The sequence below is a fragment of the Cellulomonas sp. P4_H12 genome (genome assembly GCF_056400905.1).
In genome coordinates this window covers 60409-85799 of record NZ_JBFUKJ010000001.1, presented here as the reverse complement: position 1 = coordinate 85799, position 25391 = coordinate 60409, and the positions used below count along the sequence as shown (strand labels likewise).

27 protein-coding genes and 3 tRNA genes are annotated in these 25391 nt (G+C 73.3%); 11 read left to right on the top strand and 19 right to left on the bottom strand.

Annotated features, from left to right (window positions below; translation table 11 throughout):
* The first annotated feature begins 8 nt into the window (after window positions 1-8).
* Entirely contained in the window at window positions 9-2045 is a 2037-nt protein-coding gene (locus AC1DQC_RS00455) for a beta-galactosidase (RefSeq protein ID WP_477049258.1), read from the top strand.
* Here the strand turns inward: AC1DQC_RS00455 and AC1DQC_RS00450 are convergent.
* From AC1DQC_RS00450 to AC1DQC_RS00425, 6 genes are read right to left on the bottom strand one after another with little or no spacing between them, the layout of a single operon-like run.
* Window positions 2026-2898: a prenyltransferase gene (locus tag AC1DQC_RS00450; protein WP_477049257.1), complete on the bottom strand. Its 873-nt coding sequence runs from the start codon at window positions 2896-2898 to the stop codon at window positions 2026-2028. The genes AC1DQC_RS00455 and AC1DQC_RS00450 overlap by 20 nt on opposite strands.
* Window positions 2895-3197 carry a lycopene cyclase domain-containing protein gene (locus AC1DQC_RS00445; protein ID WP_477049256.1) on the bottom strand — a complete coding sequence of 101 codons (303 nt, stop codon included), beginning with the start codon at window positions 3195-3197 and terminating at the stop codon, window positions 2895-2897. The genes AC1DQC_RS00450 and AC1DQC_RS00445 overlap by 4 nt, the downstream gene beginning before the upstream one ends.
* Window positions 3194-3511 (bottom strand): lycopene cyclase domain-containing protein, encoded by a 318-nt coding sequence (locus tag AC1DQC_RS00440; protein ID WP_477049255.1) that lies wholly within the window; start codon window positions 3509-3511, stop codon window positions 3194-3196. Before AC1DQC_RS00440 ends, AC1DQC_RS00445 begins: the two co-directional genes overlap by 4 nt.
* Window positions 3508-5139 (bottom strand): phytoene desaturase family protein, encoded by a 1632-nt coding sequence (gene crtI / locus AC1DQC_RS00435; protein ID WP_477049254.1) that lies wholly within the window; start codon window positions 5137-5139, stop codon window positions 3508-3510. Before crtI ends, AC1DQC_RS00440 begins: the two co-directional genes overlap by 4 nt.
* On the bottom strand, window positions 5136-6050 hold the full coding sequence (locus AC1DQC_RS00430; protein ID WP_477049253.1) for a phytoene/squalene synthase family protein: 915 nt from the start codon (window positions 6048-6050) through the stop codon (window positions 5136-5138). The genes crtI and AC1DQC_RS00430 overlap by 4 nt, the downstream gene beginning before the upstream one ends.
* A complete protein-coding gene (locus AC1DQC_RS00425; protein WP_477049252.1) occupies window positions 6051-7151 on the bottom strand; it encodes a polyprenyl synthetase family protein in 1101 nt (366 codons plus the stop codon).
* A gap of 203 nt (window positions 7152-7354) precedes the next feature.
* Between AC1DQC_RS00425 and galE the strand changes: the two genes are divergently transcribed.
* Complete coding sequence (gene galE, locus AC1DQC_RS00420) at window positions 7355-8314, top strand: UDP-glucose 4-epimerase GalE (protein WP_477049251.1); 960 nt, start codon at window positions 7355-7357, stop codon at window positions 8312-8314.
* A 2-nt stretch (window positions 8315-8316) separates the two neighbouring features.
* Here galE and AC1DQC_RS00415 read toward each other — a convergent pair whose 3' ends face one another.
* From AC1DQC_RS00415 to AC1DQC_RS00405, 3 genes are read right to left on the bottom strand one after another with little or no spacing between them, the layout of a single operon-like run.
* The gene (locus AC1DQC_RS00415) at window positions 8317-9228 is read right to left on the bottom strand and encodes an LLM class flavin-dependent oxidoreductase (protein WP_477049250.1); all 912 of its coding nucleotides are present in this window, start codon (window positions 9226-9228) and stop codon (window positions 8317-8319) included.
* Between the two features lie 9 nt (window positions 9229-9237).
* Window positions 9238-10149 carry a cation diffusion facilitator family transporter gene (locus AC1DQC_RS00410; RefSeq protein WP_477049249.1) on the bottom strand — a complete coding sequence of 304 codons (912 nt, stop codon included), beginning with the start codon at window positions 10147-10149 and terminating at the stop codon, window positions 9238-9240.
* Window positions 10149-10502, bottom strand: coding sequence for a metallopeptidase family protein (locus tag AC1DQC_RS00405; RefSeq protein WP_477049248.1), 354 nt, complete (start codon window positions 10500-10502; stop codon window positions 10149-10151). Before AC1DQC_RS00405 ends, AC1DQC_RS00410 begins: the two co-directional genes overlap by 1 nt.
* A gap of 150 nt (window positions 10503-10652) precedes the next feature.
* On the opposite strand from AC1DQC_RS00405, the gene AC1DQC_RS00400 reads away from it, so the two are divergent.
* The 6 genes from AC1DQC_RS00400 (at window position 10653) to AC1DQC_RS00375 (ending at window position 12333) form a co-directional block, all read left to right on the top strand.
* Window positions 10653-10725: transfer RNA gene (locus AC1DQC_RS00400), tRNA-Glu, on the top strand.
* A gap of 48 nt (window positions 10726-10773) precedes the next feature.
* A tRNA-Asp gene (locus tag AC1DQC_RS00395) sits at window positions 10774-10847 on the top strand.
* Between the two features lie 11 nt (window positions 10848-10858).
* A tRNA-Phe gene (locus AC1DQC_RS00390) sits at window positions 10859-10931 on the top strand.
* Window positions 10932-11058: 127 nt separating this feature from the next.
* Window positions 11059-11499, top strand: coding sequence for a phage holin family protein (locus tag AC1DQC_RS00385; RefSeq protein ID WP_477049247.1), 441 nt, complete (start codon window positions 11059-11061; stop codon window positions 11497-11499).
* A 94-nt stretch (window positions 11500-11593) separates the two neighbouring features.
* On the top strand, window positions 11594-12004 hold the full coding sequence (locus tag AC1DQC_RS00380) for a phage holin family protein (RefSeq protein ID WP_477049246.1): 411 nt from the start codon (window positions 11594-11596) through the stop codon (window positions 12002-12004).
* Complete coding sequence (locus tag AC1DQC_RS00375; protein ID WP_477049245.1) at window positions 12001-12333, top strand: DUF3618 domain-containing protein; 333 nt, start codon at window positions 12001-12003, stop codon at window positions 12331-12333. Before AC1DQC_RS00380 ends, AC1DQC_RS00375 begins: the two co-directional genes overlap by 4 nt.
* Window positions 12334-12482: 149 nt before the next feature.
* On the opposite strand, the gene AC1DQC_RS00370 is transcribed toward AC1DQC_RS00375, so the two are convergent.
* The gene (locus AC1DQC_RS00370; RefSeq protein ID WP_456823570.1) at window positions 12483-12692 is read right to left on the bottom strand and encodes a BldC family transcriptional regulator; all 210 of its coding nucleotides are present in this window, start codon (window positions 12690-12692) and stop codon (window positions 12483-12485) included.
* 549 nt (window positions 12693-13241) lie between these two features.
* Between AC1DQC_RS00370 and AC1DQC_RS00365 the strand changes: the two genes are divergently transcribed.
* Window positions 13242-13454, top strand: a complete 213-nt coding sequence (locus tag AC1DQC_RS00365; RefSeq protein ID WP_370502777.1) for a DUF3073 domain-containing protein — start codon at window positions 13242-13244, stop codon at window positions 13452-13454.
* 95 nt (window positions 13455-13549) lie between these two features.
* Here AC1DQC_RS00365 and purM read toward each other — a convergent pair whose 3' ends face one another.
* From purM to AC1DQC_RS00340, 5 genes are all read right to left on the bottom strand, one after another.
* Window positions 13550-14671 (bottom strand): phosphoribosylformylglycinamidine cyclo-ligase, encoded by a 1122-nt coding sequence (gene purM / locus AC1DQC_RS00360; RefSeq protein WP_477049244.1) that lies wholly within the window; start codon window positions 14669-14671, stop codon window positions 13550-13552.
* Window positions 14668-16215 carry an amidophosphoribosyltransferase gene (gene purF, locus AC1DQC_RS00355; protein ID WP_477049243.1) on the bottom strand — a complete coding sequence of 516 codons (1548 nt, stop codon included), beginning with the start codon at window positions 16213-16215 and terminating at the stop codon, window positions 14668-14670. The genes purM and purF overlap by 4 nt, the downstream gene beginning before the upstream one ends.
* Before the next feature lie 50 nt (window positions 16216-16265).
* Window positions 16266-16655, bottom strand: coding sequence for a histidine kinase (locus AC1DQC_RS00350; protein ID WP_477049242.1), 390 nt, complete (start codon window positions 16653-16655; stop codon window positions 16266-16268).
* 25 nt (window positions 16656-16680) lie between these two features.
* Complete coding sequence (locus AC1DQC_RS00345) at window positions 16681-17061, bottom strand: sterol carrier family protein (RefSeq protein WP_477049241.1); 381 nt, start codon at window positions 17059-17061, stop codon at window positions 16681-16683.
* 113 nt (window positions 17062-17174) lie between these two features.
* Window positions 17175-17615: a hypothetical protein gene (locus tag AC1DQC_RS00340; protein WP_477049240.1), complete on the bottom strand. Its 441-nt coding sequence runs from the start codon at window positions 17613-17615 to the stop codon at window positions 17175-17177.
* Between the two features lie 197 nt (window positions 17616-17812).
* Between AC1DQC_RS00340 and trpS the strand changes: the two genes are divergently transcribed.
* Complete coding sequence (trpS, locus tag AC1DQC_RS00335; protein ID WP_477049525.1) at window positions 17813-18832, top strand: tryptophan--tRNA ligase; 1020 nt, start codon at window positions 17813-17815, stop codon at window positions 18830-18832.
* Here trpS and AC1DQC_RS00330 read toward each other — a convergent pair.
* From AC1DQC_RS00330 to purL, 4 genes are all read right to left on the bottom strand, one after another.
* Window positions 18823-19287 (bottom strand): hypothetical protein, encoded by a 465-nt coding sequence (locus AC1DQC_RS00330; RefSeq protein WP_477049239.1) that lies wholly within the window; start codon window positions 19285-19287, stop codon window positions 18823-18825. The genes trpS and AC1DQC_RS00330 overlap by 10 nt on opposite strands.
* Before the next feature lie 106 nt (window positions 19288-19393).
* The gene (locus tag AC1DQC_RS00325) at window positions 19394-20749 is read right to left on the bottom strand and encodes a glycoside hydrolase family 6 protein (protein WP_477049238.1); all 1356 of its coding nucleotides are present in this window, start codon (window positions 20747-20749) and stop codon (window positions 19394-19396) included.
* Between the two features lie 172 nt (window positions 20750-20921).
* Window positions 20922-21950 carry a ribosome small subunit-dependent GTPase A gene (gene rsgA, locus AC1DQC_RS00320; RefSeq protein WP_477049237.1) on the bottom strand — a complete coding sequence of 343 codons (1029 nt, stop codon included), beginning with the start codon at window positions 21948-21950 and terminating at the stop codon, window positions 20922-20924.
* A 122-nt stretch (window positions 21951-22072) separates the two neighbouring features.
* Window positions 22073-24436, bottom strand: coding sequence for a phosphoribosylformylglycinamidine synthase subunit PurL (gene purL / locus AC1DQC_RS00315; protein WP_477049236.1), 2364 nt, complete (start codon window positions 24434-24436; stop codon window positions 22073-22075).
* 193 nt (window positions 24437-24629) lie between these two features.
* Here purL and AC1DQC_RS00310 point away from each other — a divergent pair, with 193 nt between their 5' ends.
* Complete coding sequence (locus tag AC1DQC_RS00310) at window positions 24630-25385, top strand: DUF2599 domain-containing protein (RefSeq protein ID WP_477049235.1); 756 nt, start codon at window positions 24630-24632, stop codon at window positions 25383-25385.
* Window positions 25386-25391 lie beyond the last annotated feature (6 nt).

Below are 25391 nucleotides of genomic sequence, written 5' to 3'. Positions count from 1 at the left end.
GAGACCCGATGACCCGCACCCCGTTCGTCCCCGACCGCTTCTGGTTCGGTGGCGACTACAACCCCGAGCAGTGGCCGCGCGAGGTCTGGGCGCAGGACGTCGAGCTCATGCAGCGCGCCGGCGTGAACACCGCGACCGTCGGGGTCTTCTCGTGGGCGCTGCTCGAGCCCGAGGAGGGCCGCTACGAGCTCGACTGGCTCGACGACGTCGTCGAGACGCTGCACGCGGGCGGGATCGGAGTCGTGCTCGCGACCCCGACGGCCTCCCCGCCGCCGTGGTTCACCGCGGCCCACCCCGACGCGCTGCCCGTGCTCGCCGACGGCACGCGCCTGTGGCACGGCAGCCGGGACACGTACTGCGTCTGTGCCCCGGCCTACCGCGAGGCCTCCCGCTCGATCGCCGGTGTCCTGGCGCGGCGGTACGGCGCGCACCCGGCCCTCCAGGCCTGGCACGTGCACAACGAGTACGGCACGTACTGCTGGTGCGACCACGTCGCAGCCGCGTTCCGGACGTGGCTGCAGGCCCGGTACGGGACGCTCGACGCGCTCAACGAGGCGTGGTGGACGACGTTCTGGAGCCAGCACTACGAGTCGTGGGACCAGGTGCTGCCGCCGCGCGCGACCCAGTACCTGCACAACCCGACGCAGTCCGTCGACTTCCGGCGCTTCTTCTCCGACCAGATGCTCGACGCCTACCGCGAGCAGAGCGCCGAGATCCGCGCCACCGGCTCGACGGTCCCCATCACGACCAACTTCATGCTCCCCACGTGGAACCACCTCGAGCAGTGGAGCTGGTCCGCGGAGCTCGACGTGCCGTCCGTCGACCACTACCTCGACACCACGGGCCCGGACGGCGAGGCGCACGTCGCCTACGGCTCCGACCTCACGCGCTCGTGGGCCGACGGCGGGCCGTGGCTGCTCATGGAGCAGTCGATGAGCTCGATCTCGACCGACGGACGGATCGCGTTCAAGGACCCCGCACGAGCGGTGCGCAACTCGCTCGGCTACGTGGCGCGCGGGGCGCAGTCGTCGCTGTTCTTCCAGTGGCGTGCGTCGGCGGCGGGCTCGGAGGCCTGGCACGGCGCGATGGTGCCGCACGCGGGTGCCGACTCCGCGACGTTCCGTGCCGTGTGCGAGCTCGGCTCGGTGCTCGGCTCGATCGCCGAGGTGCTGCGGCCGCCCGCCGACGGTCGCCTGCACGACAGCGGGATCGCCGTCTGGTGGCACGCGGAGGGCTGGTGGGCGCTGGAGAACCGGAGCCTGCCGTCCGACCACCTGAGCTACTCCGACGCCGTGCGCTCGGTGCACCGCGCCGCGTGGCACGCCGGGCTGCCCGTCGACTTCACGCGGCCCGGTGCCGACCTGTCCGGCTACCGCGTGCTCCTGGTGCCGAGCATGTTCGCGCTCGACGACGAGGCCGTCCGCTCGGTCGAGCAGTTCGTCGAGGGCGGCGGTCACCTGGTCGTGTGGCCGTTCACCGGAATCGCCGACGAGAACCTGCACGTCGTCACCGGCGGCTACCCCGGCCGCCTGCGCGACCTGGTCGGCCTGCGGGTCGAGCACGTCGCCCCGCTGGCCCCGGACGAGACCGTGACGCTGGACGACGGCTCGACGGGGTCGGTGTGGTCGGAGCTCGTGCAGCCGTCCGACGCGGACGTGCTGCGCCGCTATGTCGGCGGCGACCTGGATGGTCGGCCCGCCCTCACGCGGGCGCGTCGCGGGGCCGGCACGGTCACGTACGTCTCCACGCACCTGGACCTCGCGGCGACCCGCGCCCTGCTCGAGGAGGTCGCGTCCGCGGCGGGCCTGGAGCCCGTGGTGCCGGACCGACCTGCCGGGGTCGAGGTCGTGCGGCGGCGGGGCGCGGAGAACGACTACCTGTTCGTGCTGAACCACGGCGACGTCGCGGCGCGGGTGACCGGGCCGGGCCTGGACCTCGTCGGGGGCGACCGCACGGACGACGGCGCCGACGTCCACGCCGGCGGCTACCTCGTCGTGCGCGAGGACGCCGAGGCCACCTGGACGGTCAGCTCGTCCGCGCGATGACGATGAGCAGCATGGTCACCAGGAACCCGGTGACCAGGTTGAGCCAGAGGAACCGGCGCCAGCCGACGTTCGCCCGCTCGCAGTCCTCGTCGTGGACCGACCAGAACGAGGCGGTGCTGACCGCGTAGGGGATCGGCAGCACCGCCGCGAGCGACCCCGGCCACGGCACGACGAGCAGGACCGCCGCGGCCAGCACGTAGAGCACGGTCGACGCGACGACCGTCGGGTGCGCCCCGAGCGCGGTCGCGACCGACGCGATGCCGCCCTCGCGGTCGGCCCGCACGTCCTGCACCGCCCCGAACGCGTGCGACGCCATCCCCCAGAGGACGAACGCCACGAGCACCGGCCAGGTCGTGCTCGCGCTCAGGTCCGCGCCCACCAGCACCAACGCGTACAGCAGGGGGCCGACGAAGTGCATCGCGGACGTCAGCGAGTCCAGCACCGGGCGCTCCTTGAAGCGGAGCACAGGCGCCGAGTACGCGACGACGAGGAAGAGCACGAGCGCCAGGGTCGCGTTGGCCGCGGCATCGCCCACGAGCAGCAGGTACACGACGAAGGGCACCGTCGCGACGACGCAGGCCCACAGGATCCGGCGGTGCACCTGCCGCGCCCGGCCCGGCTCGACGAGCCCGCCCTCGATGCCTCCCTTGCGGGGGTTGCGCAGGTCGGACGCGTAGTCGAACACGTCGTTGATGCCATACATCAGCAGGTTGTACGGGCCCAGGAAGAACAGGGTGCCGACGACGAACGTGGCGTCGATCCGGCCGCCGGTGGCCAGCAGGTACCCCGCGGCGAACGGGTACGCGGTGTTGATCCAGGAGAACGGGCGGGACGCCGCCAGGACCTCTCTCACTCCGGCTCCTGCCGACGCCGACGTCCGAGGACCACCCAGAGCACCGGCATCCCGACGGCCGCGGCGATCGCGTACGCGAAGTCCTCCAGGGGGGCGCCCCAGAGGTAGACGCCGAGGATCTTGTCGGGGTCGAACACGTAGAGGTCGGCGGAGATCATGAGCGTGTCGAAGACCATGGTGAGCGCGCACAGCACCACCACGGTCGCGACGAGCGGGATCGCCCGCATCCGACGCAGGACCGGGAACGACACCGCGCCGAGCACCGCGAGGACGACGACGTTGAGCACGATGTTCGTCACTCGTCGCCTCCCCGTGCGCGGTCCACCCAGCGCCAGGCGAGCAGGGCCGTGTAGCAGAGCAGCGCGAGGAAGAACGCCTCCTCCACCGGCAGCTCGGGGGCCAGCAGCAGGCCGGTCATGTGGGGCGAGTCGCCGCGCGCGAAGATGCCGAGCAGCAGGCCGATCGCGTCCCAGGCGAGGAAGCCCACCACACCGATCCCGAGGGTCAGCGCCGCCCGCCGGCCGTCGGACCAGAACGCGAGCCGGAACCGGCGGTCCAGCACGGCGAGCCCGCCCAGCGAGAGCACGAGGGCGCCGAGGTACGCGAACCTCATCCGACCGACTCGCTCCACACCCCGCGGGGCCGCGCAGCCGCGAGGAACCCCGGGCGCAGGGGCGCGGGCAGCGGGCGCGAGGACGTCTCGCCCAGCATCCGCTTGACCACGAGCTCGGCGCTGATCAGGCACATCGGCAGTCCCACACCGGGGATCGTGCCACCCCCGACGTGCAGGACGTTGGGGACGCGCGCGGACGCGTCGCCCGGGCGGAACATCGCGCTCTGCCGCAGGGTGTGCTCCATGCCGAGGGCCGTGCCGCGCCAGGCCGAGAAGTCGCGCGCGAAGTCCGCGGGCGCCACCACCCGACGGGTGACCACGCGCTCGCGCAGCCCGGCGATGCCGGCCCACGCGCCCACCTGGTCGAGGTACCGGTCCGCGTGCCGGTCCATCGCCGCGCGGTCCCCCGCGCCGAGCGACGGGTCCGCGGGAAAGGGGACGAGGACGAACAGGTTCTCGTGCCCCGGCGGCGCGGCAGTCGGGTCGCTCGCCGTCGTCCGCGAGACGTACATCGACGCCACCTCGGGCACGCGCAGCCCGCCGGGCGCGGTCGAGCGGCCGGTACCCAGGATGTCCTCGAAGTTCGTCGGCCAGTCGCGCGTGAAGAAGAGCGAGTGGTGCGCCAGCTCGGGCAGCGATCCCCGCACGCCGGCCATGATCAGCAGCGCCGAGATCCCGGGCCCGCGGTCCTCCCACCAGTCCTCCGGCAGGTCGCGGTGCCGGCCGAGCAGCGCGGTCTCGGTGTGGTGCCGGTCGGCGGCGGAGACGACGACGTCCGCCGGCACCAGCGTGCCGTCGGCGAGCCGGACGCCGCGCGCCGTGCCCGACCTGCGCGGGTGCCGCACCGACGGCCAGTCGTCGTCGATCTCGATCCGGGCCACCTCGGCGCCGGTGCGCACGTCGACGCCCTCCTTGCGGGCGATCCGCTCGAGCGCCTCGATCACCGTGTACATCCCGCCGCGGGGGAAACGTACGCCGTCGACCAGGTCGAGGTGGCTCATCAACGAGTAGAGCGCCGGCACCCGGTACGGCGACGACCCGAGGAACACCGCGTGGTAACCGAGCACCTGGCGCAGCACGGGGTCGCTCACGGTCGCCGCGACCTTGTCGGCCAGCGTGCCCGTGAGCAGCCCCGCCAACGTGCCGGTCTGGCGCAGGACCTCGGCTGAGAGAAGCCGGTCGGGCCGCGCGAACGTGGTGTAGAGGAAGGAGTCGAGCGCCGTCCGGTAGGCGCGGGTGGAGTCCTCGGTGTACCGCCGGATCGCGTCGCCCGCCCCGGGCTCCCGGGCGTCGAACGTCGCCCAGTTGGTCTCGGGGTCGCCGACGACGTCGAACGGCTCGGCACCCTCCGGGAACAGCCGGTACGCCGGGTCCAGCCGTTCCAGCTCGACGTGGTCCTCGATCCGCTCCCCGAGCAGCGCGAACGCGTGCGCGAAGACCTCGGGCATGAAGTACCAGGACGGGCCGGTGTCGAACCGGAAGCCGTCGACGCTCAGGCTGCCGGCGCGGCCGCCCAGCTGGTCGTGCCGCTCGAGCAGCGTGACCAGCGCGCCACCGCGGGCGAGCAGGGCGGCGGTCGTCAGGCCGGCGATGCCGCCACCGACGACGACGACGCGACCGGGGCTCATGCGTCGACCGCGCGACCCGCCCGCGCCTCCGCCAGCACGGACTCGCCGACCACCAGCAACTTGACGGGCGTCGGCAGGCGGACGCGCCCCACCAGCAGCGACTCCGGCGGACGCGTCGCGATCTCGTCGAGCAGGCGCTGGTAGAGGGCGAGCGTCGCCCCGACCGCGTAGCGCGCACGGCGCGGCAGGCTCGGCACCGCCGCACGGGCCACGGCGACGTCCGCGTTGATCTCGTCGAGGATCGCGTGCAGCTGCGCCGCGTCGAGGTGACCGGGCTCGGTCCCCGGGAAGTAGGTGCGGCCCAGCTCCTCGGTGTCGGCACCCAGGTCGCGCAGGAAGTTGATCTTCTGGAACGCCGCGCCCAGCGCCCGCGCGCCGGCCACCTGCGTCTCGTCGGGCTCGCGCACGGCGTCTCCGGGCCCCCGGCCCTCGTTGAGGAACGCGCGCACGCACATCAGGCCGACCACCTCGGCGGAGCCGTAGACGTACGCCTCGTAGCTGGCGCGGTCGTGCGCGCGCACCGTGAGGTCGGCGCGCATCGACGCGAAGAACGGCGCGGTCTCGCGCGCGGTGATGCCCACGCGCTGCGCGGTCCGGGCGAAGGCGTGCACCACCAGGTTGGTCGAGTACCCGGTGCGCAGGGCGCGCGCGGTCTGCTCCTCGAGCTCGTCCAGCTCGGCGCCCGCGTCCTCGCCGCGGTAGGTGTCCACCACCTCGTCGGCCAGCCGGACCAGCGCGTACACCGCGCGGATGTCCTGCTGGGCGCGCCGCCCGAGCAGGCGGGTGCCCAGCCCGAACGACGTGGAGTAGGCGGCCAGCACGCCGGCGCTGGTGCGGGCGGCGGTCGTGTCGTACAGCCGGAGCGCCCGGTCACGCGCTGACCGCGCCTGCGCCATGGTGTCCCCCGCCACTCAGTGACCCCGTCCCACGAGGTCGTCGACCACGCCCACAAGGTAGCCCCCCAGCGGCTCGGGCAACCCGCCGAGCGCGAGCTCGCGCGCGCGCAGCCCGGTCCGCCGCGTCAGCTCGCGCACCTCGTCGAGGGCGCCGCTCGACACCATGACCTCGCGCACCGCCGCCGCGCCGTCCTCGTCGAGGTCGGCGCGCCCCACCTGCGCGTCCAGCACGGCACACCCCGCGGCCCCCGCCATGGCGTACGCCCGGCGCAGCAGCTCGGTGCGCTTGCCCTCTCGCAGGTCCGACAGCACCGACTTGCCGGTCACCGCCGGGTCGCCGAACACCCCGAGCTCGTCGTCGGTCAGCTGGAACGCGACCCCGAGGGCCGAGCCGACCGCCCCGAGCTGCGCCGTCCGACCCTCGTCGGCACCCGCCAGGACCGCGCCGACCACCAGGGGCAGCGCGCCCGAGTAGGCGGCCGTCTTGAGCTCCGCGACCGCGAGCGCGTCGACGTCCCGCGGCGCGCTCAGCGACGCGGCGACGTCGAGGAGCTCGCCGACCACCGTGGTCTCGATGCCCTCGCCCAGCAGCGCGACCACCCTCAGCAGCGTCGCCGGGTCCGCGGGAGCGGCGGCCACCAGCGAGAACGCCGAGGCGATCGCGAGGTCGCCCGCCAGCACGCCTGCCGCGAGCACCTGGTCCGCCACGCTCCGCTCGTCGAGACCCTGCGCCGCGAGCCGGGCGCGCGTGGCGCCGGCGACGTTGGGCCGGCCCCGCCGCACCTCGTCGTGGTCGAGCAGGTCGTCGTGCACGAGCATCGCCGTGTGCAGCACCTCGATCGCGGCCGCCACGGGCGCGACGGCCCCCGGGTCCCTGCCGCCCAGGCCCAGGTAGGCGGCGACGGCGAGGCGGGGGCGCATGAGCTTGCCGCCGACGACGCCCGCCAGGTCCGTCCACAGCCGCGCCGCCACGTCGGAGCGGCCCCGCGTCGCGCGGACGCGCGCGTCGAGGAAGTCCCGCAGCACCTCCGACGTCACCGCCATGGCGCCCTCGACGGCCTGCGCCAGGTCGGCGGCGTCGGCCGTCCGGACCGTCACCTGTGGCTCTGGCTGCATGAGCCCTCCCGTCCTGCTGCTGGAACCGGTCCGTGCGTACCGCCGTCGAAGATGCTCAGCATACTGAGCATCTTCCCGAGCGCATCAGCCACCCTCGCGACCCCCTTCGGTCCGACGCCCGTCCGCGGATGCAGCTCCGCGAGAATTTCTTCGTCCACGGACGCCGCCCGCCTCCCGCCCGCGTCGTCGGTACGCTCGGGCGCATGACATGGCTGGTCACCGGAGGTGCCGGGTACATCGGGTCGCACGTGGTGCGGGCGTTCGGGCAGGTCGGCCTGGAGACGGTGGTGCTCGACGACCTCTCCAGCGGGCACCGCGGCTTCGTGCCCGACGACGTGCCGCTGGTGGAGGGCTCGATCCTCGACACGGACCTCGTCGCGGACACCCTGTCCCAGCACGGCGTGGTCGGCGTCGTGCACCTGGCCGGCTTCAAGTACGCCGGCGTGTCGGTGGAACGCCCCCTGCACACGTACGAGCAGAACGTCACCGGGACCGTGCACCTGCTCGAGGCGATGGCCTCGCAGGGCGTCGACGCGATCGTGTTCTCCTCGTCCGCGGCCGTCTACGGCACCCCGGACGTCGACCTGGTCACGGAGGCCACCGCGACCGCTCCCGAGTCCCCGTACGGGGAGTCCAAGCTCATCGGCGAGTGGCTGCTGAGCGACCAGGGCACGGCCGCCGGCCTGCGGCACACGTCGCTGCGGTACTTCAACGTCGTCGGCTCGGCCACCCCCGACCTCTACGACACCAGCCCGCACAACCTCTTCCCCCTGGTGCTGGAGGCCCTGGCCGAGGGGCGCACGCCGCGCATCAACGGCACGGACTACCCGACGCCCGACGGCACCTGCGTCCGCGACTACATCCACGTGGCCGACCTCGCCGACTCGCACGTCGCCGCGGCGCAGGCCCTCGCGGCCGGCCGCACGCTGGAGCCCGTCTACAACCTCGGGTCCGGCGAGGGCGTCTCGGTGCGGCAGATCATGACCGCCATGGCCGAGGGCACCGGCATCGCGTTCGAGCCGGACACCGCCCCGCGCCGCCCCGGCGACCCGGCCCGCATCGTGGCGTCGGGCGAGCTGGCCGCCCGGGACCTCGACTGGCAGATGCGCCACTCGCTGCTCGACATGGTCACCAGCGCCTGGCAAGCGCGCCAGGCCCACTGACCTCAGAGCGCCTGCAGCTCCGGCAGCCGCTCCACCAGGCCCTCGAGCACCGCCTCGCTGCCCGCGTAGATCCCCTCGGCGCGCGGCCAGTGCACGACGACGTCGGTGAACCCCAGGCCCGCGGCGCGCTCGATCCCCTCGGTCACCAGGTCCAGCGACGTCATCGAGAAGATCGGCGCCCCGTCCAGGCTCAGGTACCGCCTCAGCGGGGCCTCACGGACCGCGCGGGCGGTCGCCTCGATGGCGTCGAGCTGCTCGAGCATCGTGGCGAGCCCGGTCCACCACTGCTCCTGCGCGGCGGTCGGGTCGTCGGGCACGTCCTCGGTCGCGTACGCCGGCCCGTAGGTGGCCCAGCCCTGCCCGTACCGGGCGGCCAGCGCCATGGCCCGCGGACCGTTGGCGGCGACGACGAACGGCGTGCGCGGCCGGGCGATCGTGCCGGGGATCATGCGGGCCTGGTCGGCGCGGTAGAACTCCCCCTGGTGCGACGTGACGGGCTGCGTCAGCAGCTGGTCGAGCAGCCCGACGAACTCCTCGAACCGCCGCGTCCGCTCCCCGCGCGTGGGCGGGTCGCCGGTCACCGTGGCGTCGAAACCCTCACCGCCACCGCCGACCCCGAGCACGAACCGGCCGCCGCTGATGTCGTCGAGACCCATGACGTCCTTGGCGAACGGCACCGGGTGCCGGAAGTTCGGCGACGCGACCCAGGTACCCAGCCCGATCCGCTCGGTCACGGCCGCCGCCGCCGCGAGCAGCGGGACGGTGGCGAACCACGGCTCGTCGACCAGGCTCCGCCAGGCCAGGTGGTCGTACGTCCACGCGTGGTCGAAGCCCCACTCCTCGGCCTGCTGCCACCTGCGACGGGCCGACGCCCAGCGCTCCTGCGGCAGCAGCGTGATCCCCACAGCAACCATGCAGCGACCCTACGCGTGCGCGTGGTGCTCGCTGCCCGTGGTGGACGGGGGCTCCAGCTGGAACGTGCAGTGGTCCACGTCGAAGTGGCCGGCGAGGCAGTGCCGCAGGTCGTCGAGCACCCTGCCGGCCTCGCCGCGCGACAGGAGCTCGTCGGGCACCTCGACGTGCGCCGACAGCACGGGGACGCCGGACGTGATCGTCCAGGCGTGCAGGTCGTGCACGCCCAGCACGCCCCGGACCCCGCAGATGTGCGACCGGATCGCGTCCAGGTCGACCCCGCGCGGCGTCGCCTCCAGCAGCACGGCGCCCACCTCGCGCAGCAGGGCGACCGCGCGCGGCACGATCATGAGGCCGATGACCACGGACGCGATCCCGTCGGCGCGCGTGAACCCGGTGGTCAGCACCACGACGGCGGCGACCACGACGGCCGCCGAACCGAGCAGGTCGCCCAGCACCTCCAGGTAGGCACCCCGGACGGTGAGCGACTCCGCCTGTCCGCGGCTGAGCAGCGCGAGCCCGACGGCGTTGGCGACGAGCCCGACCGCGGCGACCGCGAGCATGAGGCCGGCCTCCACCGGCCGCGGCGTCACCAGGCGGGTGATGCCGCCGACGATCACGCCGATCCCCACCACGGCGATGACCAGCCCGTTCGCCAGTGCGGCGAGGATCTCGGCGCGCTGCCACCCGAACGTGCGGGCGGCCGTCGCGGGCCGGGCGGCCAGGGCCGTGGCGCCCAGCGCCAGCCCGACCCCCGCGGCGTCGGTGAGCATGTGGCCCGCGTCGGCGATCAGCGCGAACGACCCGGACACCAGCCCGCCGACCACCTCGACCACCAGAACGACGAGCGTCAGCACGAGGACGGCGAGCAGCCTCCCCCGGTGCGCCTGCGCGGCGGTCGCGTGCCCGTGGTCGTGGCCCATCAGCCCCACCCGAGCTCGTGCAGCCGTTCGTCGTCGATGCCGAAGTGGTGCGCGATCTCGTGCACCACGGTGATCGCGACCTCCTCGACCACGTCGGCCCGGTCGTCGCAGACGGCGAGGGTGGGCAGCCGGAAGATCGTGATGCGGTCCGGCAGCGAGCCGGCGGCCCAGAAGTCTCCGCGCTCGGTCAGCGGGGTGCCCTCGTACAGCCCCAGCAGCTCCGGCTCATCGTCGGGGGACCGGTCCTCCACCAGCACGACGACGTTGTCCATCATCGCGGCGAGCTCGTCGGGGATCTCGTCGAGCGCGTCGCGCACGGCGTCCTCGAACTCGGCGCGCGACATGTCGACCATGGGCACCATCCTGCCTGCTCATCTGCGGGGCACAGGCGCGTGATCACCGCCACTCTGTGCTCACTTTGGAGTTCGGGCCGCGGACCCCGTATGCTCGTCACCGGTCATCCGGCGCCTCGGCGTTGGGGGTTGGATGTTCGCGTTGGACAAGCCCCCATCGTCTAGCGGCCTAGGACCCCGCCCTTTCACGGCGGTAGCACGGGTTCGAATCCCGTTGGGGGTACGAGCAGGACACGCAGTATCAGCAGTACGGCCTTGCAGCATCATCCAAGGCCCCGTAGCGCAGTTGGTTAGCGCGCCGCCCTGTCACGGCGGAGGTCGCGGGTTCAAGTCCCGTCGGGGTCGCTCGTCGTTTCGGCCACTTAGCTCAGTTGGTAGAGCGTTCGACTGAAAATCGAAAGGTCGGCAGTTCGACCCTGCCAGTGGCCACACCCAGAAGCCCCGCCCGGACCATCCGGCGCGGGGCTTCGTCGTACGGCTCCGTGTGCGCGGCAACCCTGCGACCAGCGGTTCTGCTCCTAGTCTGGCCTCACCGCCCGTCGCACCAGGAGGACCCATGGCCAGCACGTCCGGCTCCGACCGACCCCGCAGCTTCTTCGACCGGTTCACCGAGCCGCTGGCGGAGCGCGCGCGCGAGAAGTTCGAGCAGGTCGAGGACCACGTGCGCGAGGCGATCCAGGCCGAGATCGACGCGGTCTCCAGCAGCGTCCGCGCGCGTGCCGTCGAGGTGCGACCGTCGGCGATCGGGTTCGGCGCGGCCGCGCTCCTCACGTTCTTCGGGCTGGCCCTGCTGGTCACCTCCGCCGTGCTCGGCCTGGCCCACGCGGTCGACCCCTGGCTCTCGGCGCTCATCATCGGCGTCGCGCTCATCCTCATCGGCGGGGGTGTCGCTGCCTGGGCCAAGCGCCACCTGCCGCCGCGGCCGGCCGTCTCCGTGGTCCGCATCCACGAGCCGGTCCACCCGGCCGAGGAGCAGGTGCACCCCTGGGCGGACTGACCGTCGGCGGGTGAACCGGGCGCCCCCCTCGCGCGCCGCATCGCTGACCAGCAGACTGAGTGCTCTACGTACGCGCAGACGAGAGGTCGTGCCCATGACCACGCAGTCGGGACTGCCGGGCGACGAGAAGTCGCTCGGCCAGCTGGTGTCCGATCTGAGCGAGCAGGCCGCGCGCCTGGTCCGCGCCGAGATCGACCTCGCGAAGGCCGAGGTCACCGGACGCGTGCAGAAGCTGGGCCTCGGTGCCGGCCTGGTGGCCGCGGGCGTCGTGCTGGCGCTCTACCTGATCGCCGCCGGGATCGCTCTGGCGATCATCGTGCTCGACATCTGGCTGGAGCTGTGGCTCGCCGCGCTCATCGTCTGCGCGGTCCTGCTGCTGGTCATCGCGGTCCTCGTGCTGGTCGGCATCAACCGGATCAAGGCCGGGTCGCCGCCCACGCCGGCGCTGGCCATCGAGAACGTGCAGCACGACATCGCCGCGGTGAAGGCAGGATTCCAGTCATGAGCGACGCCAAGGCCGACAAGCCCACCCCGGACAAGAAGCCCCCGACCCCGTTCAGCACGCCGGAGACGGTCGCCCTGGAGGCCGAGCTCGCCCTGACGCGCGCCCAGCTGGCGTCGACCGTCGACGAGCTGGTGGCCCGCCTGGACCCGCGGGCGCAGGCGGGGCGAGCGGTCGAGTCGGGGCGCCAGCTCTGGAGCGACGCCACCAGCGGCGACGCCGACCCGGAGGCGCGCAAGAAGGCGCTGTCGATCCTGGGTGGGGCGGTGGCCGGGGCCGCGATGCTGCTCGCGCTGATCATCGCGGCGAACCGCCGCAGCAGCGGGGAGTAGCCGCAGACACGACAGCTCCGAGCGTCGCGACGGTGCGACGCTCGGAGCTGTGATGCCGTGCGGACCAGATGCCGGCCGACCCCGGGCACTCAACGGCCGAGGGCGCGTCGAGGAGGGTCGACGGACCTCGGCCGGGCAGGGACGGTCGTTCAGCCGTCCGACGGGCGCTGCTGCGGGATGCCGTTCAGCAGGTCGCGCACCTCGGACTCGCGGTAACGACGGTGACCACCCAGGGTGCGGATCGACGACAGCTTCCCGGCCTTCGCCCAGCGGGTGACGGTCTTGGGATCGACCCGGAACAGTGTCGCGACCTCGGAGGGCGTGAGCAGTGCTTCGGATTCTGTGGGATGTGCGTTCATCAGCTGCCTCCTGGCAAGCGTGCGGCCTGCGACTCCGACGGTGTCGGCGCCCCGGCCAGTTCAGGTGCGGGTGGTGCGGGTCTCACTGGTGTGAAACGTTCTCTATCGTGGTGCCACGGCACTCCGGAGAGTCGAAACCGGGACATCTCCCTCTAGCATGAACGAAAGCCGCAGATGTCGCATTCCGGGACACGGAACGGTAACGAACCTTCACACGACTCTCATACATCTCTCATGCTGCGCCATCGAGGCCGCGGACCGACGCTTACCCGGTCGAGTAGCACCACCCTAAACCCGACCAAACGGTCATACACGTCGACGCGCGGATCTAGTGTGCATCCAAGTTGGACGCTGGTCCGAATCGCCGTGCCGGCGCGTCGGCACGCGGGGGGCGAGCGGCAGGCCGACGTGACGCGTGTCGCCCGCGGCGAGTGGTCGGAATACCGAACGAGCATGTACCGTTGCCCCACGAAGAGACGATTCAGCACCCCGGGGCCGCACGTGTCAGCACGGAGCCGCCCCGCATCCACGTAAGAGGGGGTCGATGCCATGGGGCGCGGCCGTCAGAAGGCTAAGCAGACGAAGGTGGCCCGGGAGCTGAAGTACTTCAGCCCGGAGACCAACTACCGAGCTCTCGAGCAGGAGCTCACGTCGCACGGCCACAACGATGTCGTGACCGACAACCGCCCCCGCGCGGCTGTGGACACGGACACTGACGACGACAGCGACGACTACCGACGCTGGTCGGACGACGATCGCTGACCGTACTCACCACCTGCGCTGACGCGCAGGGACCCGCGACGCACCACCTCTCGCAGGTGGTGCGCGCGTGTCTGCGCAGGTGGTGAGGAACGGCGTCAGACCCGGTAGGAGCCGGCGAGCTGGACGGCTCCCCCGTGCACGCCCTTGGTGCCCGCGATGAAGCCGGGCGCCCCCACCACGTCGGTGGCCGGGTCGGCATGCCGCACGGTGCCCAGCTCCCAGGCGGGCAGGCCCAGCTCCGAGGCGTGCGCGAGCACGCCGTCCACGGCGTCCGCCGCGACGATCGCGACCATGCCCACGCCGAGGTTCAACGTGCCCTCGAGGTCGGTCCAGGGGACCTGACCCAGGCGCTGGACCAGCGAGAACACCGGCGGCAACGTCCATCCGCCGCGGTCGATGTCGGCCACGAGGCCCTGCGGCAGCACGCGCGCGACGTTGGACGCGAGTCCCCCGCCGGTCACGTGGCTGTACGCGTGCAGGCCGTCGACGCCCGCACGATCGGCCAGCGCCAGGCAGTCGCTCGCGTAGACGCGGGTGGGCTCCAGCAGCTCCTCGCCGAGGGTGCGACCGAGCTCGTCGACGTGGCGGTCCAGCGTCCAGCCCGCCACCGAGACCACCTTGCGCACCAGCGAGTAGCCGTTGGAGTGCAGGCCGCTCGAGCCCAGCGCCAGCAGCACGTCGCCCGCGCGCACCCGCTCCGGCCCGAGCAGCCGGTCGGCCTCGACCACGCCGGTCGCGGCACCGGCCACGTCGTACTCGCCGGGACCCAGCAGTCCGGGGTGCTCCGCGGTCTCGCCGCCGACGAGCGCCGTGCCGGCCACCGAGCACGCCGCCGCGATGCCCCGCACGATGCCGGCGATGCGCTCGGGCACCACGCGACCGCACGCGATGTAGTCGGTCATGAACAGGGGCTTCGCCCCGACCACGACGATGTCGTCGACGACCATGCCGACCAGGTCGAACCCGATGGTGTCGTGGATGTCGAGCGCCTGCGCGATGGCGACCTTGGTGCCCACGCCGTCGGTCGAGGTGGCCAGGAGCGGCTTGCGGTACTGCAGCAGCGCGCTGGCGTCGTAGAGCCCCGCGAACCCGCCGACCCCGCCGAGCACCTGCGGCCCGTGCGTCGCGCGCACGGCGTCCTTCATCAGCTCGACGGCCTTGTCACCGGCCTCGGTGTCGACGCCGGCTGCGGCGTACGTGACCTGCGGCCCGCTCACGGGTGGTCCAGCGCGCTGGCGCCGCCGGCGCTCGGCACGATCGAGAGGAGCCCGTCCTCGGGCGCACCCAGCGGCAGCTCGTTCTGCTCGAGCAGGAACTTGCCCAGCCGGTCGTCCGGCGGCAGCTCGATCGGGTACTGGCCCGTGAAGCACGCGGCGCACAGCTGCGACGCGGGCTGCTCGGTGGCGGCGATCATGCCCTCCGGCGAGATGTAGCCGAGCGAGTCGGCACCGAGCGACGCGGCGATCTCGTCGACCCCCAGGCCGTTGGCGATGAGCTCGGCGCGGGACGCGAAGTCGATGCCGTAGAAGCACGGCCACTTGACCGGCGGCGAGCTGATCCGCACGTGCACCTCGGCAGCGCCGGCCTCCCGCAGCATCCGGACGAGAGCGCGCTGGGTGTTGCCGCGCACGATCGAGTCGTCGACGACCACCAGGCGCTTGCCTCGGATGACGTCCTTGAGCGGGTTGAGCTTGAGGCGGATGCCCAGCTGGCGCAGCGTCTGCGACGGCTGGATGAAGGTGCGTCCGACGTACGCGTTCTTGGTCAGGCCCTGCCCGAACGTGATCCCCGACTCGGCCGCGTAGCCGACGGCTGCGGGCGTCCCGGACTCGGGGACCGGGATCACGAGGTCGGCCTCGACGGGGTGCTCGACCGCGAGCCGGCGGCCCATCGCGACGCGCGCGGCGTGCACCGAGCGACCGGCGATCGACGTGTCGGGACGGGCCAGGTAGACGTACTCGAACACGCAGCCGGCGCGGTCCACCGGGGCGAACCGGCTGCTGCGCAGGCCGTCGGCGTCGATGGCGATGAACTCGCCCGGCTCGATCTCGCGCACGAACGACGCGCCGACGATGTCGAGCGCGGGGGTCTCGCTGGCCACGACCCAGCCGCGCTCCAGCCGGCCCAGCACGAGCGGGCGGACGCCCTGCGGGTCCCGGGCGGCGTAGAGGGTGTGCTCGTCCATGAACACCAGGCTGAACGCGCCGCGCAGGCGCGGCAGCACCTCGAGCGCGGTGGCCTCGAGGGTGTGGTCCGGGTCCCCCGCGAGCAGCGCCGTGATCAGCGCGGTGTCGGTGGTGTTGCCGCGCGCGAGCTCGCCGCGCCGCTGGCTGCCGTAGCGCTCGGCGACGAGGTCGACCAGCTCGGCTGTGTTGGTGAGGTTGCCGTTGTGCCCGAGGGCGACGGTGCCGGCGGACGTGGGTCCGAGCGTCGGCTGCGCGTTCTCCCAGGTGCTGCCACCGGTGGTGGAGTAGCGCGCGTGCCCGATGGCGATGTGGCCCTGCAGCGCGTTGAGCGCGGTCTCGTCGAAGACCTGGGAGACGAGGCCCATGTCCTTGTAGACGAGCAGCTGCTGGCCGTTGGAGGTGGCGATGCCCGCCGACTCCTGGCCGCGGTGCTGCAGCGCGTAGAGGCCGAAGTAGGTGAGCTTGGCGACTTCCTCGCCAGGTGCCCACACACCGAAGACGCCACAAGCGTCCTGGGGGCCTTTTTCGTTGGGGAGGAGGTCGTGGTTCAGACGTCCGTCTGCGCGGGGGGCCACGTGCCTATGGTCGCACACGCGTCGAGGTGGGCCGCCAGGGCGCCCAGCGTTCAGTCGCCGGCGGGGATCGCGCGACGCACGCTGCGGCGGTCGGCCAGCACCGCGACCAGGCCGCCGACGAACCCGCCCAGCACGGCGCCCGCGACGGCCATCCACGTGCGGACCGCGCCCTCACCGTCGAGGAACGAGATGAAGCCGGAGCCGTCCGCGGCACGCGGCAGCGCGGGCTCGATCACGGCGGTCAGGATGAGGCCGACGACGATCCCGACGAGCGCGCCGGCGGTGATGAACGCGCCGAACTTCGGGGCGTGGCGCACGGTCGCCGGCTCGGCGACGGCTGCGAGCTCCTCCTCGGCCGGGATCGGCACCCCGCGAGCGTCGAGGGCAGGCGGGACCGGCGTCTCGTCGGGGGTGTCCTGCGGCTGCGGGTCGTTCGGCACCCCGCGATCCTAGGTCAGGGCGCGCTCACGGACGGTGCCGGGTGGCCTGCAGCGGGAGCCACTCGCGCAGGTCGGCACGCTCCCCCGACGCCCGGATCCGCCCGGCCGCGACCGCGTCATCCCAGGTCAGGGCGCCTGTGGCCAGCTCGAGCCAGGTCTGCGCGTCCGTCTCCACCACGTTCGGCGGCGTACCGCGGGTGTGACGAGGACCCTCCACCGCCTGCACGGCACCGTCCGGGGGGACCCGCACCTCGACGGCGTTGCCGGGTGCGACCTCGGCCAGCTCCTCGAGCGTGAACCGCACCGCGGTGCGCCGGGCGGCCGTCGGGACGCCGGTCGGGTCCGCCCGCCAGACCGCGAGCGCCGCCCGCCCGTCGGCGGGGTCGGTGCGGCGACGCGGAGGCATGCAGCGATTGTGCCCGGCTCAGGCGGCCAGCACCGACAGCGACCGGAAGACGCTCAGCCCCGGAAGGCCGCCGTCGGTCACGCTGCTGAACGAGAACGACAGGGTGTCCCCGCCTACGCTGGTCCACAACGCGCCGAGCGAGCCGACGTCCTTGACCGTGGCGGTGTGTGCGCGGTGTTGGTGCCCCAGGGGCCGCGCAGGCTCATCGTCTGGTCGACGCCCGAGAACTGCAGCACGACGAGGTAGGTGCCCGCGCCCGGGGAGACGACGGTGCCGTATCCGACGGTGCCATCCCAGTCGCCGGGCGTGCCGTGCTGCACGATCGCGCTCATGAGCACCTGCTCGCTGGTGCAGTCCCAGCGACCCGGCGCGTAGAAGTCGAGCAGCCCCCCGGGTGCCCAGGGCTCGCGGGGCGTGAGGAGGAGCAGCGGCGCCGCGCCGTCGAACGGGGTGAGGCCCAGGGTGACGGCGGCCCGGTCGATGGCGACGGCGTGGTCGAGGTCGTAGCGCTCGAGGTGCAGGACGGGGTGCCTGAGGTCGGCGTGCAGGTTCATGGGGCGCTCCAGCGGGATGCGGTTCGGGTGGACGCCCGAAGGAGTCCGCGCACCCGACGGCTGATACCGCGCCCTTCCCCGGCCCGGCGCGGCGGGCTACCCTCGCCGCATGTCCTCGACGACCTGGCGCTGGCTGCACTAGACGCAGCCCGTGGTCGTCCTGCCCCCGAGCTGCTCACGCGGCTTCGGGGGCACCGCTGTCTCCGGGCGCGTGCGCGGCACACCCCGAAGGAGCCCCACCCATGACCCGCATGCTCACCGGCGAGCGCCCCACCGGCCCGCTGCACCTCGGTCACCTGTTCGGCACGGTCGCCAACCGCGTCCGCCTGCAGCGCTCTGGTGTCGAGACGTTCCTGGTGCTCGCCGACTACCAGGTGATCACCGACCGCGACGTCGCCGGCGACATCCGTGGCAACGTCCGCGAGATCGTCCTCGACTACCTCGCGGCGGGCATCGACCCGGACACGGCGACGATCTTCACGCACAGCGCCGTGCCCGCCCTGCACCAGCTGATGCTGCCGTTCCTGTCGCTGGTGTCCGTCGCCGAGCTCGAGCGCAACCCGACCGTGAAGCAGGAGCGCGCGGACTCGGGCCGGTCCATGAGCGGCCTGCTGCTCACCTACCCGGTCCACCAGGCGGCCGACATCCTGTTCTGCCACGCCGACGTCGTGCCCGTGGGCCAGGACCAGCTGCCGCACCTCGAGCTGACCCGGACGATCGCGCGCCGCTTCAACCAGCGCTACGGCCCGTGCTTCCCCGAACCCGAGGGCGTGCTCTCCGAGGCGCCGACAGTGCTGGGGACCGACGGCCGCAAGATGAGCAAGAGCCGCGGCAACGCCATCGAGCTGCGGGCGAGCGCCGACGAGACGGCCCGCGCGACCCGGTCCGCGAGGACCGACTCCGACCGGACCATCACCTACGACCCGGTGCACCGGCCCGAGGTCGCCAACCTGCTGCTCCTGGCATCGCTGTGCACGGGCGTCCCCGCAGAGTCGATCGCCGACGAGATCGGCTCCGCCGGCGCCGGGCGGCTCAAGGAGGTCGTCGCCGACGCCCTCGTGGAGCACCTGGCGCCTCTGCGCGCGCGGCGGGCCCTGTTCGCGGCGGACGAGGGTCTCGTCGTCGACATCCTCGCGGCGGGCAACGCGCACGCCAACGAGCTGGCCGACGCCACGATCCGGGACGTCCGCCGGCTCATGGGCATGAGCTACGGGTGAGGTCGGTCGAAGAATCGGTCGCCCCACGGGTTCAGCCGCCATGTCCCGGCTTCGTCGTCGATCACCACGTCGGGCCCGCTGTAGGTCATGCCGGTCGCCTCGACGCGGAGGCCGGCCGCCGCTCCTCGCTCCACCGTGATCTCGAAGGCGACCTGGCTCAGCCCGGACGAGCCGTCGTCCGGAGCCGAGCCGACCTCGGGGGTGATCGTCACGCCGGAGCCCTCGGCCCAGAGGCGCACGGTGCCTTCTCCGCCGGGGACGCAGACCGTCACCGGGACCGGGGTGCCGAACGGGTGCGGTTCCTCGGAGTACCCGAAACCCGCTCCGAGCCCCGGGTCGCCGCGCGTGTAGAGATGGTTGCAGTCGGCGGCGTCGTCATAGGGCTCCGGGCGCTCACCGCTCGCGCAGCCCGCGGCGAGCGCCAGGACCGCGACGACCGTGAACGGTGTCCTCATCCCGCGATCGTGCCCGGTGGCGCGGCCGCGTGGCCCAGCATCGGCCGCACGTCACCCGGTCGCCGACGGGCCCGCGGGGATCCCCCGCGGGCCCGCTGTCAGGCGGTCACCACTTCGCGTTGCGGGCCAGCTCCAGCGCCATGCTCGGGAACCACGCGCCGGCGGCCGGGCCGCCGTTGCAGGTGCCGTCCGACTCGCCGGGCAGCTTGACCCACAGCAGGGCGTCCAGGCCCGACCCGTCGTTCACGCGGGCCGGTCGGTCGCCCAGCGCGCGGCCGCTCGGGTTGCACCACTGGCCGTTCGACCCGTTGCCGTTGCGCGACGTGTCGATGACGAACTTCTTGCCGCCCAGCTGCTGCGAGATCTGCTGGCCGTAGGCCTTCGAGTCGGCCGTCGTCTGGTAGTTCGACGTGTTGAGCGCGAAGCCCACCGCGTACTCGAAGCCCACCTGGTTGAGCCGGCTGACGGCCGTGCTCACCGGCAGCCACGACGAGTGGCCGGCGTCGATGTAGACCCGGGCGCCCTTGAGCGTGAGCGACTTGGCGGCGTACTTGAGGAAGCCGACGCGGTCACCCTGGCCGGCGCAGTCGCCCAGCTGGGCGAGGGCGTCGGGCTCGAGCACCACGTAGGGGTTGCCCTGGATCCCTGACGCCACGGTGTCGATCCACGCCGCGTAGGCGCTCTCGGCGACGCCGCCGCCGGAGTAGGAGCCGCAGTCGCGGCCGGGGATCGCGTAGACGACGAGCATCGGGGTCTTGCCCGCGGCGACCGCGCGGCCGGTGTAGTCGGCGACCTCGGCCTTGGCGTGCGCCGGGTCGGCCCAGTTGCCCACCCAGTACGCCTGCGGCGTGAGGGCGATCTTCTCGAGCAGCGTCTTGTCCGTGCCGCTCGCCGTCTGCCACGCCCGGTAGGCCTGCGTGGTCGGGTCGACGTAGAACCCGCTGGTGGTCGGGGGTGTGGTCACGGTCGGGGTGGGTGTCGGGGTCACGGTCACCGTCGGGGTCGGGGTCGGCGTGGGGGTCGCGGTGGCGGTCGGCGTCGTCGTCGGCGTGGTGCCCGTGCACGCGGTGCCGTTGACCGTGAACGTCGTCGGCACCGGGTTCGATCCGCTCCACGAGGCGTTGAACCCGAAGCTCGTCCGACCGTTCGTGGCCAGGGTGCCGTTGTACGGCAGGCTCGCGACCGAGACCGAGGAGCCGTTGCTGGTGGCCGTGCCGTTCCAGAGCGAGGTGATCTTCTGGCCTGCCCCGAACGTCCAGCCGACCGTCCAGGAGCTCACCGGGTCGCCCAGGTTCGTGATCGTCACGTCGGTACCGAAGCCGCCCTGCCACTGGTTGGTGATCCGGTAGTCGACCTTGCAGCCGGTGGCGGCCTGGGCGGCGCTGGCGGTGACGGCGGTCAGGCCGGCCACCGCGACGGCCGCGGCGGCGAGCAGCGCGGTGACGCTTCTGCGTGTGGGCATGGGCGGGGGTCTCCTCGGGGCGGCTCGGGTCGTGGGGCGGCTCGGCGTCGACGATGACGCTGCGCACCCCGGTCCCGACGAGGAAACCCGACCGCCGGGTGTCCTGGCGAGCGCACCGGCGGATCCGAATCGTTTAGGTCGACGAAGTCCGCGCTGTCCCTCGTTCCGTCGGCTAGCCGCGCGGGTGACCCGGTCCCCGCAGGGCGCGCTGGTACTGCCGGGTCTGCACCTTCCAGCGGCGCTTCTCCAGCGCGGCCAGGTGGGCGTCCGTCCGCCGGGCCTGGTAGGCGGCCTCGCGCGCCAGCCGGCGCCAGCTCTCGTACCGACGCCGGGACAGCTCGCCGCTGTCGAGCGCCGCCCGGATCGCGCAGCCGGGCTCGCCCGCGTGGTGGCAGTCCGCGAACCGGCAGGCGAGCGCCAGCTCCGCGACGTCCGCGAACGTGGCGTCCAACGCATCCCCGTCGGCGACCAGGCCGACGCCGCGGATGCCCGGGGTGTCGATCAGCACCGCGCCGCCCGCCAGCCGGACCAGCTCACGGTGCGTCGTGGTGTGCCGGCCACGGCCGTCCGACCGCTGCCCGCCCGTCGCCATGACGTCGCGCCCGGCCAGCGCGTTGACCAGGGTCGACTTGCCGGCACCCGACGGGCCGACGACGACGAGCGTCGCGCCGGGGACCAGCAGCGCACGCAGGGGCTCCATCCCCTGGCCCGTCGGCACGCTGACCGCGTGCACGTCGACCGCGAGCGCGACGGCCGCGACCTCCTCGGCCATCCCGGCCGCGTCGGGCACCAGGTCGGCCTTGGTGAGGACCACGACCGGTTGCGCGCCCGACCGCCACGCGAGCGCCAGCAGGCGTTCCACGCGCCCGAGCTGCGGATCGGGGTCGAGGTGCTCCACCAGGAGGACGACGTCGATGTTGGCGGCGAGGGCCTGGACGCGGGACGTGGCACCGGCGGAGTCACGGACCAGCGCGGTCCGGCGCGTGGCCAGCGTCCGCGCCCGGGGGCCCTCGTCGGTGTCGTCGACGAGCATCCAGTCCCCGACCGTCGGCGGCAGCCGCTCGCCGTCCTCGGTGGCGATCAGCCCGTCGCGATCGAGCGCCACGCGACGCGGCGTCGCGTGCGCCATGAGCTCGTGCGCGGACAGCACGAGGACCGCGCCCTTGTCGGCGCGCACCACGCGGAACAGCTCGTCAGGCACGCCTCGACGCTAGGCACAGCCGAGGAACCGATCCACCTCAATACGAGGGGCGAACCGCGCGAACCCGACATGGATGCCGCCGGCCGCGCTCGGGGCGGCACCCATGTCGGGTTCGCGCGCGCTCAGCCGAACCAGCGGGGCAGGGTCGCCTCGAAGGCCTCGCGCGCCTCGGTCAGCGGCAGCGTGAACAGGCCCTGCACCTCGACGGCGGGGCCGTGCACGTGGTCCGACTCGTCGACGGGCGTGCCGGCACCGGGCGAGCAGGACTCGGCCGTCTCGCCCAGGCGCAGCGCCGGGACGCCGCGCGCGGTGCACAGGTCGACCAGGCGGACCTCCTCCGAGCGCGGCACCGCGACGAGCACGCGGGCCGTCGACTCCGAGAACAGGGCCTCGAACGGCGTGACGCCGTCGCGCTCGCAGATCGCGTCGAGCGACACCTGCACGCCGACGCCGTAGCGCAGGCTCGACTCGATGAGCGCCTGGACCAGGCCGCCCTCCGAGAGGTCGTGCGCGGCGTCGACCAGGTCGTCACGGCTGGCGTGCGTGAGCACCGTGGCCAGCCGGCGCTCGGCGGCCAGGTCGACGGCCGGCGGGAGGCCGCCGAGGTGGCCGTGCACGACGTCGGCCCAGGCGGAGCCGTCGAGCTCGGCGCGCGTGGTGCCCAGCAGGTAGACGGCCTGGCCGGGGGCGGTCCAGCCGGACGGCGTGGCGTCGGCGACGTCGTCGAGCACGCCCAGCACGCCGACCACCGGGGTCGGGTGGATGGCGGAGTCGATGAGCCCGGGCTCGCCCGTGCCGTTGTAGAGCGACACGTTGCCGCCGGTGACCGGCACCTCGAGCACCTGGCAGGCGTCGGCCAGGCCGCGGATGGCCTCGACCAGCTGCCACATCGAGTCGGGGTGCTCGGGGCTGCCGAAGTTGAGGCAGTCCGTGACCGCGAGCGGCCGGGCGCCGGTGGTGGCGACGTTGCGGTAGGCCTCCGCGAGGGCCAGCTGCGCGCCCGTGTACGGGTCGAGCTTGGCGTACCGGCCGTTGGCGTCGGTGGCCAGCGCGACGCCGAGACCGGTGGTCTCGTCCACCCGGATCACGCCCGAGTCGTCGGGCTGCGCGAGCGCGGTGTTGCCCTGCACGAACCGGTCGTACTGGTTGGTCACCCACGCCTTGGAGGCCAGGTTGGGGCTGGCCAGCAGCTGGAGGGCGGTCGCGCGGATCTCGGCGTTGGTGGCCGGCCGGGCCAGCGCCGCCGCGGTGTCCGCGTTGAGCCCGTCCTGCCACGCCGGGCGGGCATAGGGGCGGTCGTAGACGGGTCCCTCGTGCGCGACGGTCTTGGGGTCGACGTCGACGATGCGCTGGCCGTGGTGGTCGATGGTCAGGCGGCCGGTGCCGGTGACCTCGCCGATCACGGCCGTCTCGACGTCCCACTTGCCGGTGATGGCCAGGAACGCGTCGAGCTGGTCGGGCCGGACCACGGCCATCATCCGCTCCTGCGACTCCGACATGAGGATCTCGCCCGCGGTCAGGCTGGGGTCGCGCAGCAGCACGTTCTCGAGGTCGACGTGCATGCCGCCGTCGCCGTTCGACGCCAGCTCGCTGGTGGCGCACGAGATGCCGGCCGCCCCCAGGTCCTGGATACCCTCGACCACGCGCGCCGCGTAGAGCTCGAGGCAGCACTCGATGAGCACCTTCTCCATGAACGGGTCGCCCACCTGCACCGACGGGCGCTTGGACGGCTTGGCGTCGTCGAACGTCTCGCTCGCCAGGATCGAGGCGCCGCCGATGCCGTCGCCACCCGTGCGGGCGCCGAACAGGACGACCTTGTTGCCCGCCCCCGAGGCGTTGGCCAGGTGGATGTCCTCGTGCCGGAGCACGCCCAGGCACAGCGCGTTGACCAGCGGGTTGCCCTGGTACGAGGCGTCGAACACGAGCTCGCCGCCGATGTTCGGCAGGCCGAGGGAGTTGCCGTACCCGCCGACGCCCGACACCACGCCGTGCACCACGCGGGCCGTGTCGGGGTGGTCGACCGCGCCGAACCGCAGCTGGTCCATGACGGCCACCGGGCGCGCACCCATCGAGATGATGTCGCGCACGATGCCGCCGACACCCGTGGCCGCGCCCTGGTACGGCTCGACGTAGGACGGGTGGTTGTGCGACTCGACCTTGAAGGTCACCGCCCAGCCGTCGCCGATGTCGACCACGCCGGCGTTCTCGCCGATGCCGACGAGCAGGTGCTCCTTCATGGCGTCGGTCGTCTTGTCGCCGAACTGGCGCAGGTGGTTCTTGCTCGACTTGTACGAGCAGTGCTCCGACCACATCACCGAGTACATGGCGAGCTCGGCCGCGGTGGGGCGGCGCTCCAGGATGTCGCGGATCCGCTGGTACTCGTCGGGCTTGAGGCCCAGCTCGGCGAACGGCTGCTCCTGGTCCGGGGTCGCGGCGGCGACGTCGACGGTGTCGGTCTGGGGGGCGCGCGCAGGTGCGGTGGTCATCGATTCCCTCGGTGGAGACCCGCGGCTCGGGCCGCGGCCCGTTGGCGCCGGCGGCCCAGCCGACGTCGGCAGACAGCGCTCAGGATACCGGGGGCCGGACGCGCACCGACGCGGTGTCCACGGCGCCCCGGATCGGCAGGACCATCGCCTACCGTGGCACGTGCTCCGGTGGCCGACGAGGAGGGGAACCGCCGTGCCTCACGACCTCGCCGCCACGGCCCTGCGGCCAGCACTCGTGGGCGCGGTGCTGCTGCTCGCCCTGGCCGGCTGCTCCCCCGCGCCGACCACCGTCGCGCCACCGAGCCCGGCACCGACCGCAACGGTCACCGCCGACCCGGACGACCCGGCGGTCGTCCGCGCCACCGGCGTGCCGCTCTCGTCCGGAGCCGTGACCGTCCTGGTGGCCGCCCCGGCCGCCGAGGTGACGCCGCAGGACGACGGCTCTGCCCGGCTGAGCGTGCCCAGCGGCGAGGCCCGGCTCGCCGCGCCCGAGGGCATGACGCTCACCGCGCTCTCGGACGGGTCCGCCGTGGTCCGCGACGCGGCCGGGGCGTTCGCCGCCGGCCTCACGACCGAGCCGGGGGGCGTCCAGCTGACCCAGCTCGGACCGGAGGTGGTCCGCCTGACCGCGGCAGAGGCCACGCCCGGGCCGGCCGGGGTCTGGCTCGCGACGGTCACGGTCGACAGCGCCGTCTGGGCCGAGGCCGAGGGCGGGCGGTCGCTCGCGGTCACCCCCAGCGCCTGGGCGCGCGCCCGCAGCCTGGCCGCGCAGGAGGGGCTGTGGGCGCAGCTGGTCACGCAGGCGCCGGACGCGGACACGCCCGGCATGCAGGACCAGCTCGAGTGCCACGAGCTCGGCGCCCCGGACAAGGCCACGTGGAACCTGGAGCCGTGGCGCCCGGACGTGGACGGGCTCGAGATGATCGCGGCGCGCTGCAACCCCACCTGACCGGGT

Excerpts from the sequence above, each read along its gene's own strand:
- AC1DQC_RS00440 (WP_477049255.1), bottom strand. The coding sequence starts at position 3,511 with ATGAGGTTCGCGTACCTCGGCGCCCTCGTGCTCTCGCTGGGCGGGCTC.
- AC1DQC_RS00385 (WP_477049247.1), top strand. The coding sequence starts at position 11,059 with ATGGCCAGCACGTCCGGCTCCGACCGACCCCGCAGCTTCTTCGACCGG.
- AC1DQC_RS00340 (WP_477049240.1), bottom strand. The coding sequence starts at position 17,615 with ATGAACCTGCACGCCGACCTCAGGCACCCCGTCCTGCACCTCGAGCGC.
- AC1DQC_RS00375 (WP_477049245.1), top strand. The coding sequence starts at position 12,001 with ATGAGCGACGCCAAGGCCGACAAGCCCACCCCGGACAAGAAGCCCCCG.
- AC1DQC_RS00345 (WP_477049241.1), bottom strand. The coding sequence starts at position 17,061 with ATGCCTCCGCGTCGCCGCACCGACCCCGCCGACGGGCGGGCGGCGCTC.
- AC1DQC_RS00425 (WP_477049252.1), bottom strand. The coding sequence starts at position 7,151 with ATGCAGCCAGAGCCACAGGTGACGGTCCGGACGGCCGACGCCGCCGAC.
- AC1DQC_RS00370 (WP_456823570.1), bottom strand. The coding sequence starts at position 12,692 with ATGAACGCACATCCCACAGAATCCGAAGCACTGCTCACGCCCTCCGAG.
- AC1DQC_RS00455 (WP_477049258.1), top strand. The coding sequence starts at position 9 with ATGACCCGCACCCCGTTCGTCCCCGACCGCTTCTGGTTCGGTGGCGAC.
- purL (WP_477049236.1), bottom strand. The coding sequence starts at position 24,436 with ATGACCACCGCACCTGCGCGCGCCCCCCAGACCGACACCGTCGACGTC.
- AC1DQC_RS00330 (WP_477049239.1), bottom strand. The coding sequence starts at position 19,287 with ATGAGGACACCGTTCACGGTCGTCGCGGTCCTGGCGCTCGCCGCGGGC.
- galE (WP_477049251.1), top strand. The coding sequence starts at position 7,355 with ATGACATGGCTGGTCACCGGAGGTGCCGGGTACATCGGGTCGCACGTG.
- AC1DQC_RS00405 (WP_477049248.1), bottom strand. The coding sequence starts at position 10,502 with ATGGTCGACATGTCGCGCGCCGAGTTCGAGGACGCCGTGCGCGACGCG.
- crtI (WP_477049254.1), bottom strand. The coding sequence starts at position 5,139 with ATGAGCCCCGGTCGCGTCGTCGTCGTCGGTGGCGGCATCGCCGGCCTG.
- AC1DQC_RS00415 (WP_477049250.1), bottom strand. The coding sequence starts at position 9,228 with ATGGTTGCTGTGGGGATCACGCTGCTGCCGCAGGAGCGCTGGGCGTCG.
- AC1DQC_RS00365 (WP_370502777.1), top strand. The coding sequence starts at position 13,242 with ATGGGGCGCGGCCGTCAGAAGGCTAAGCAGACGAAGGTGGCCCGGGAG.
- AC1DQC_RS00410 (WP_477049249.1), bottom strand. The coding sequence starts at position 10,149 with ATGGGCCACGACCACGGGCACGCGACCGCCGCGCAGGCGCACCGGGGG.
- AC1DQC_RS00380 (WP_477049246.1), top strand. The coding sequence starts at position 11,594 with ATGACCACGCAGTCGGGACTGCCGGGCGACGAGAAGTCGCTCGGCCAG.
- AC1DQC_RS00325 (WP_477049238.1), bottom strand. The coding sequence starts at position 20,749 with ATGCCCACACGCAGAAGCGTCACCGCGCTGCTCGCCGCCGCGGCCGTC.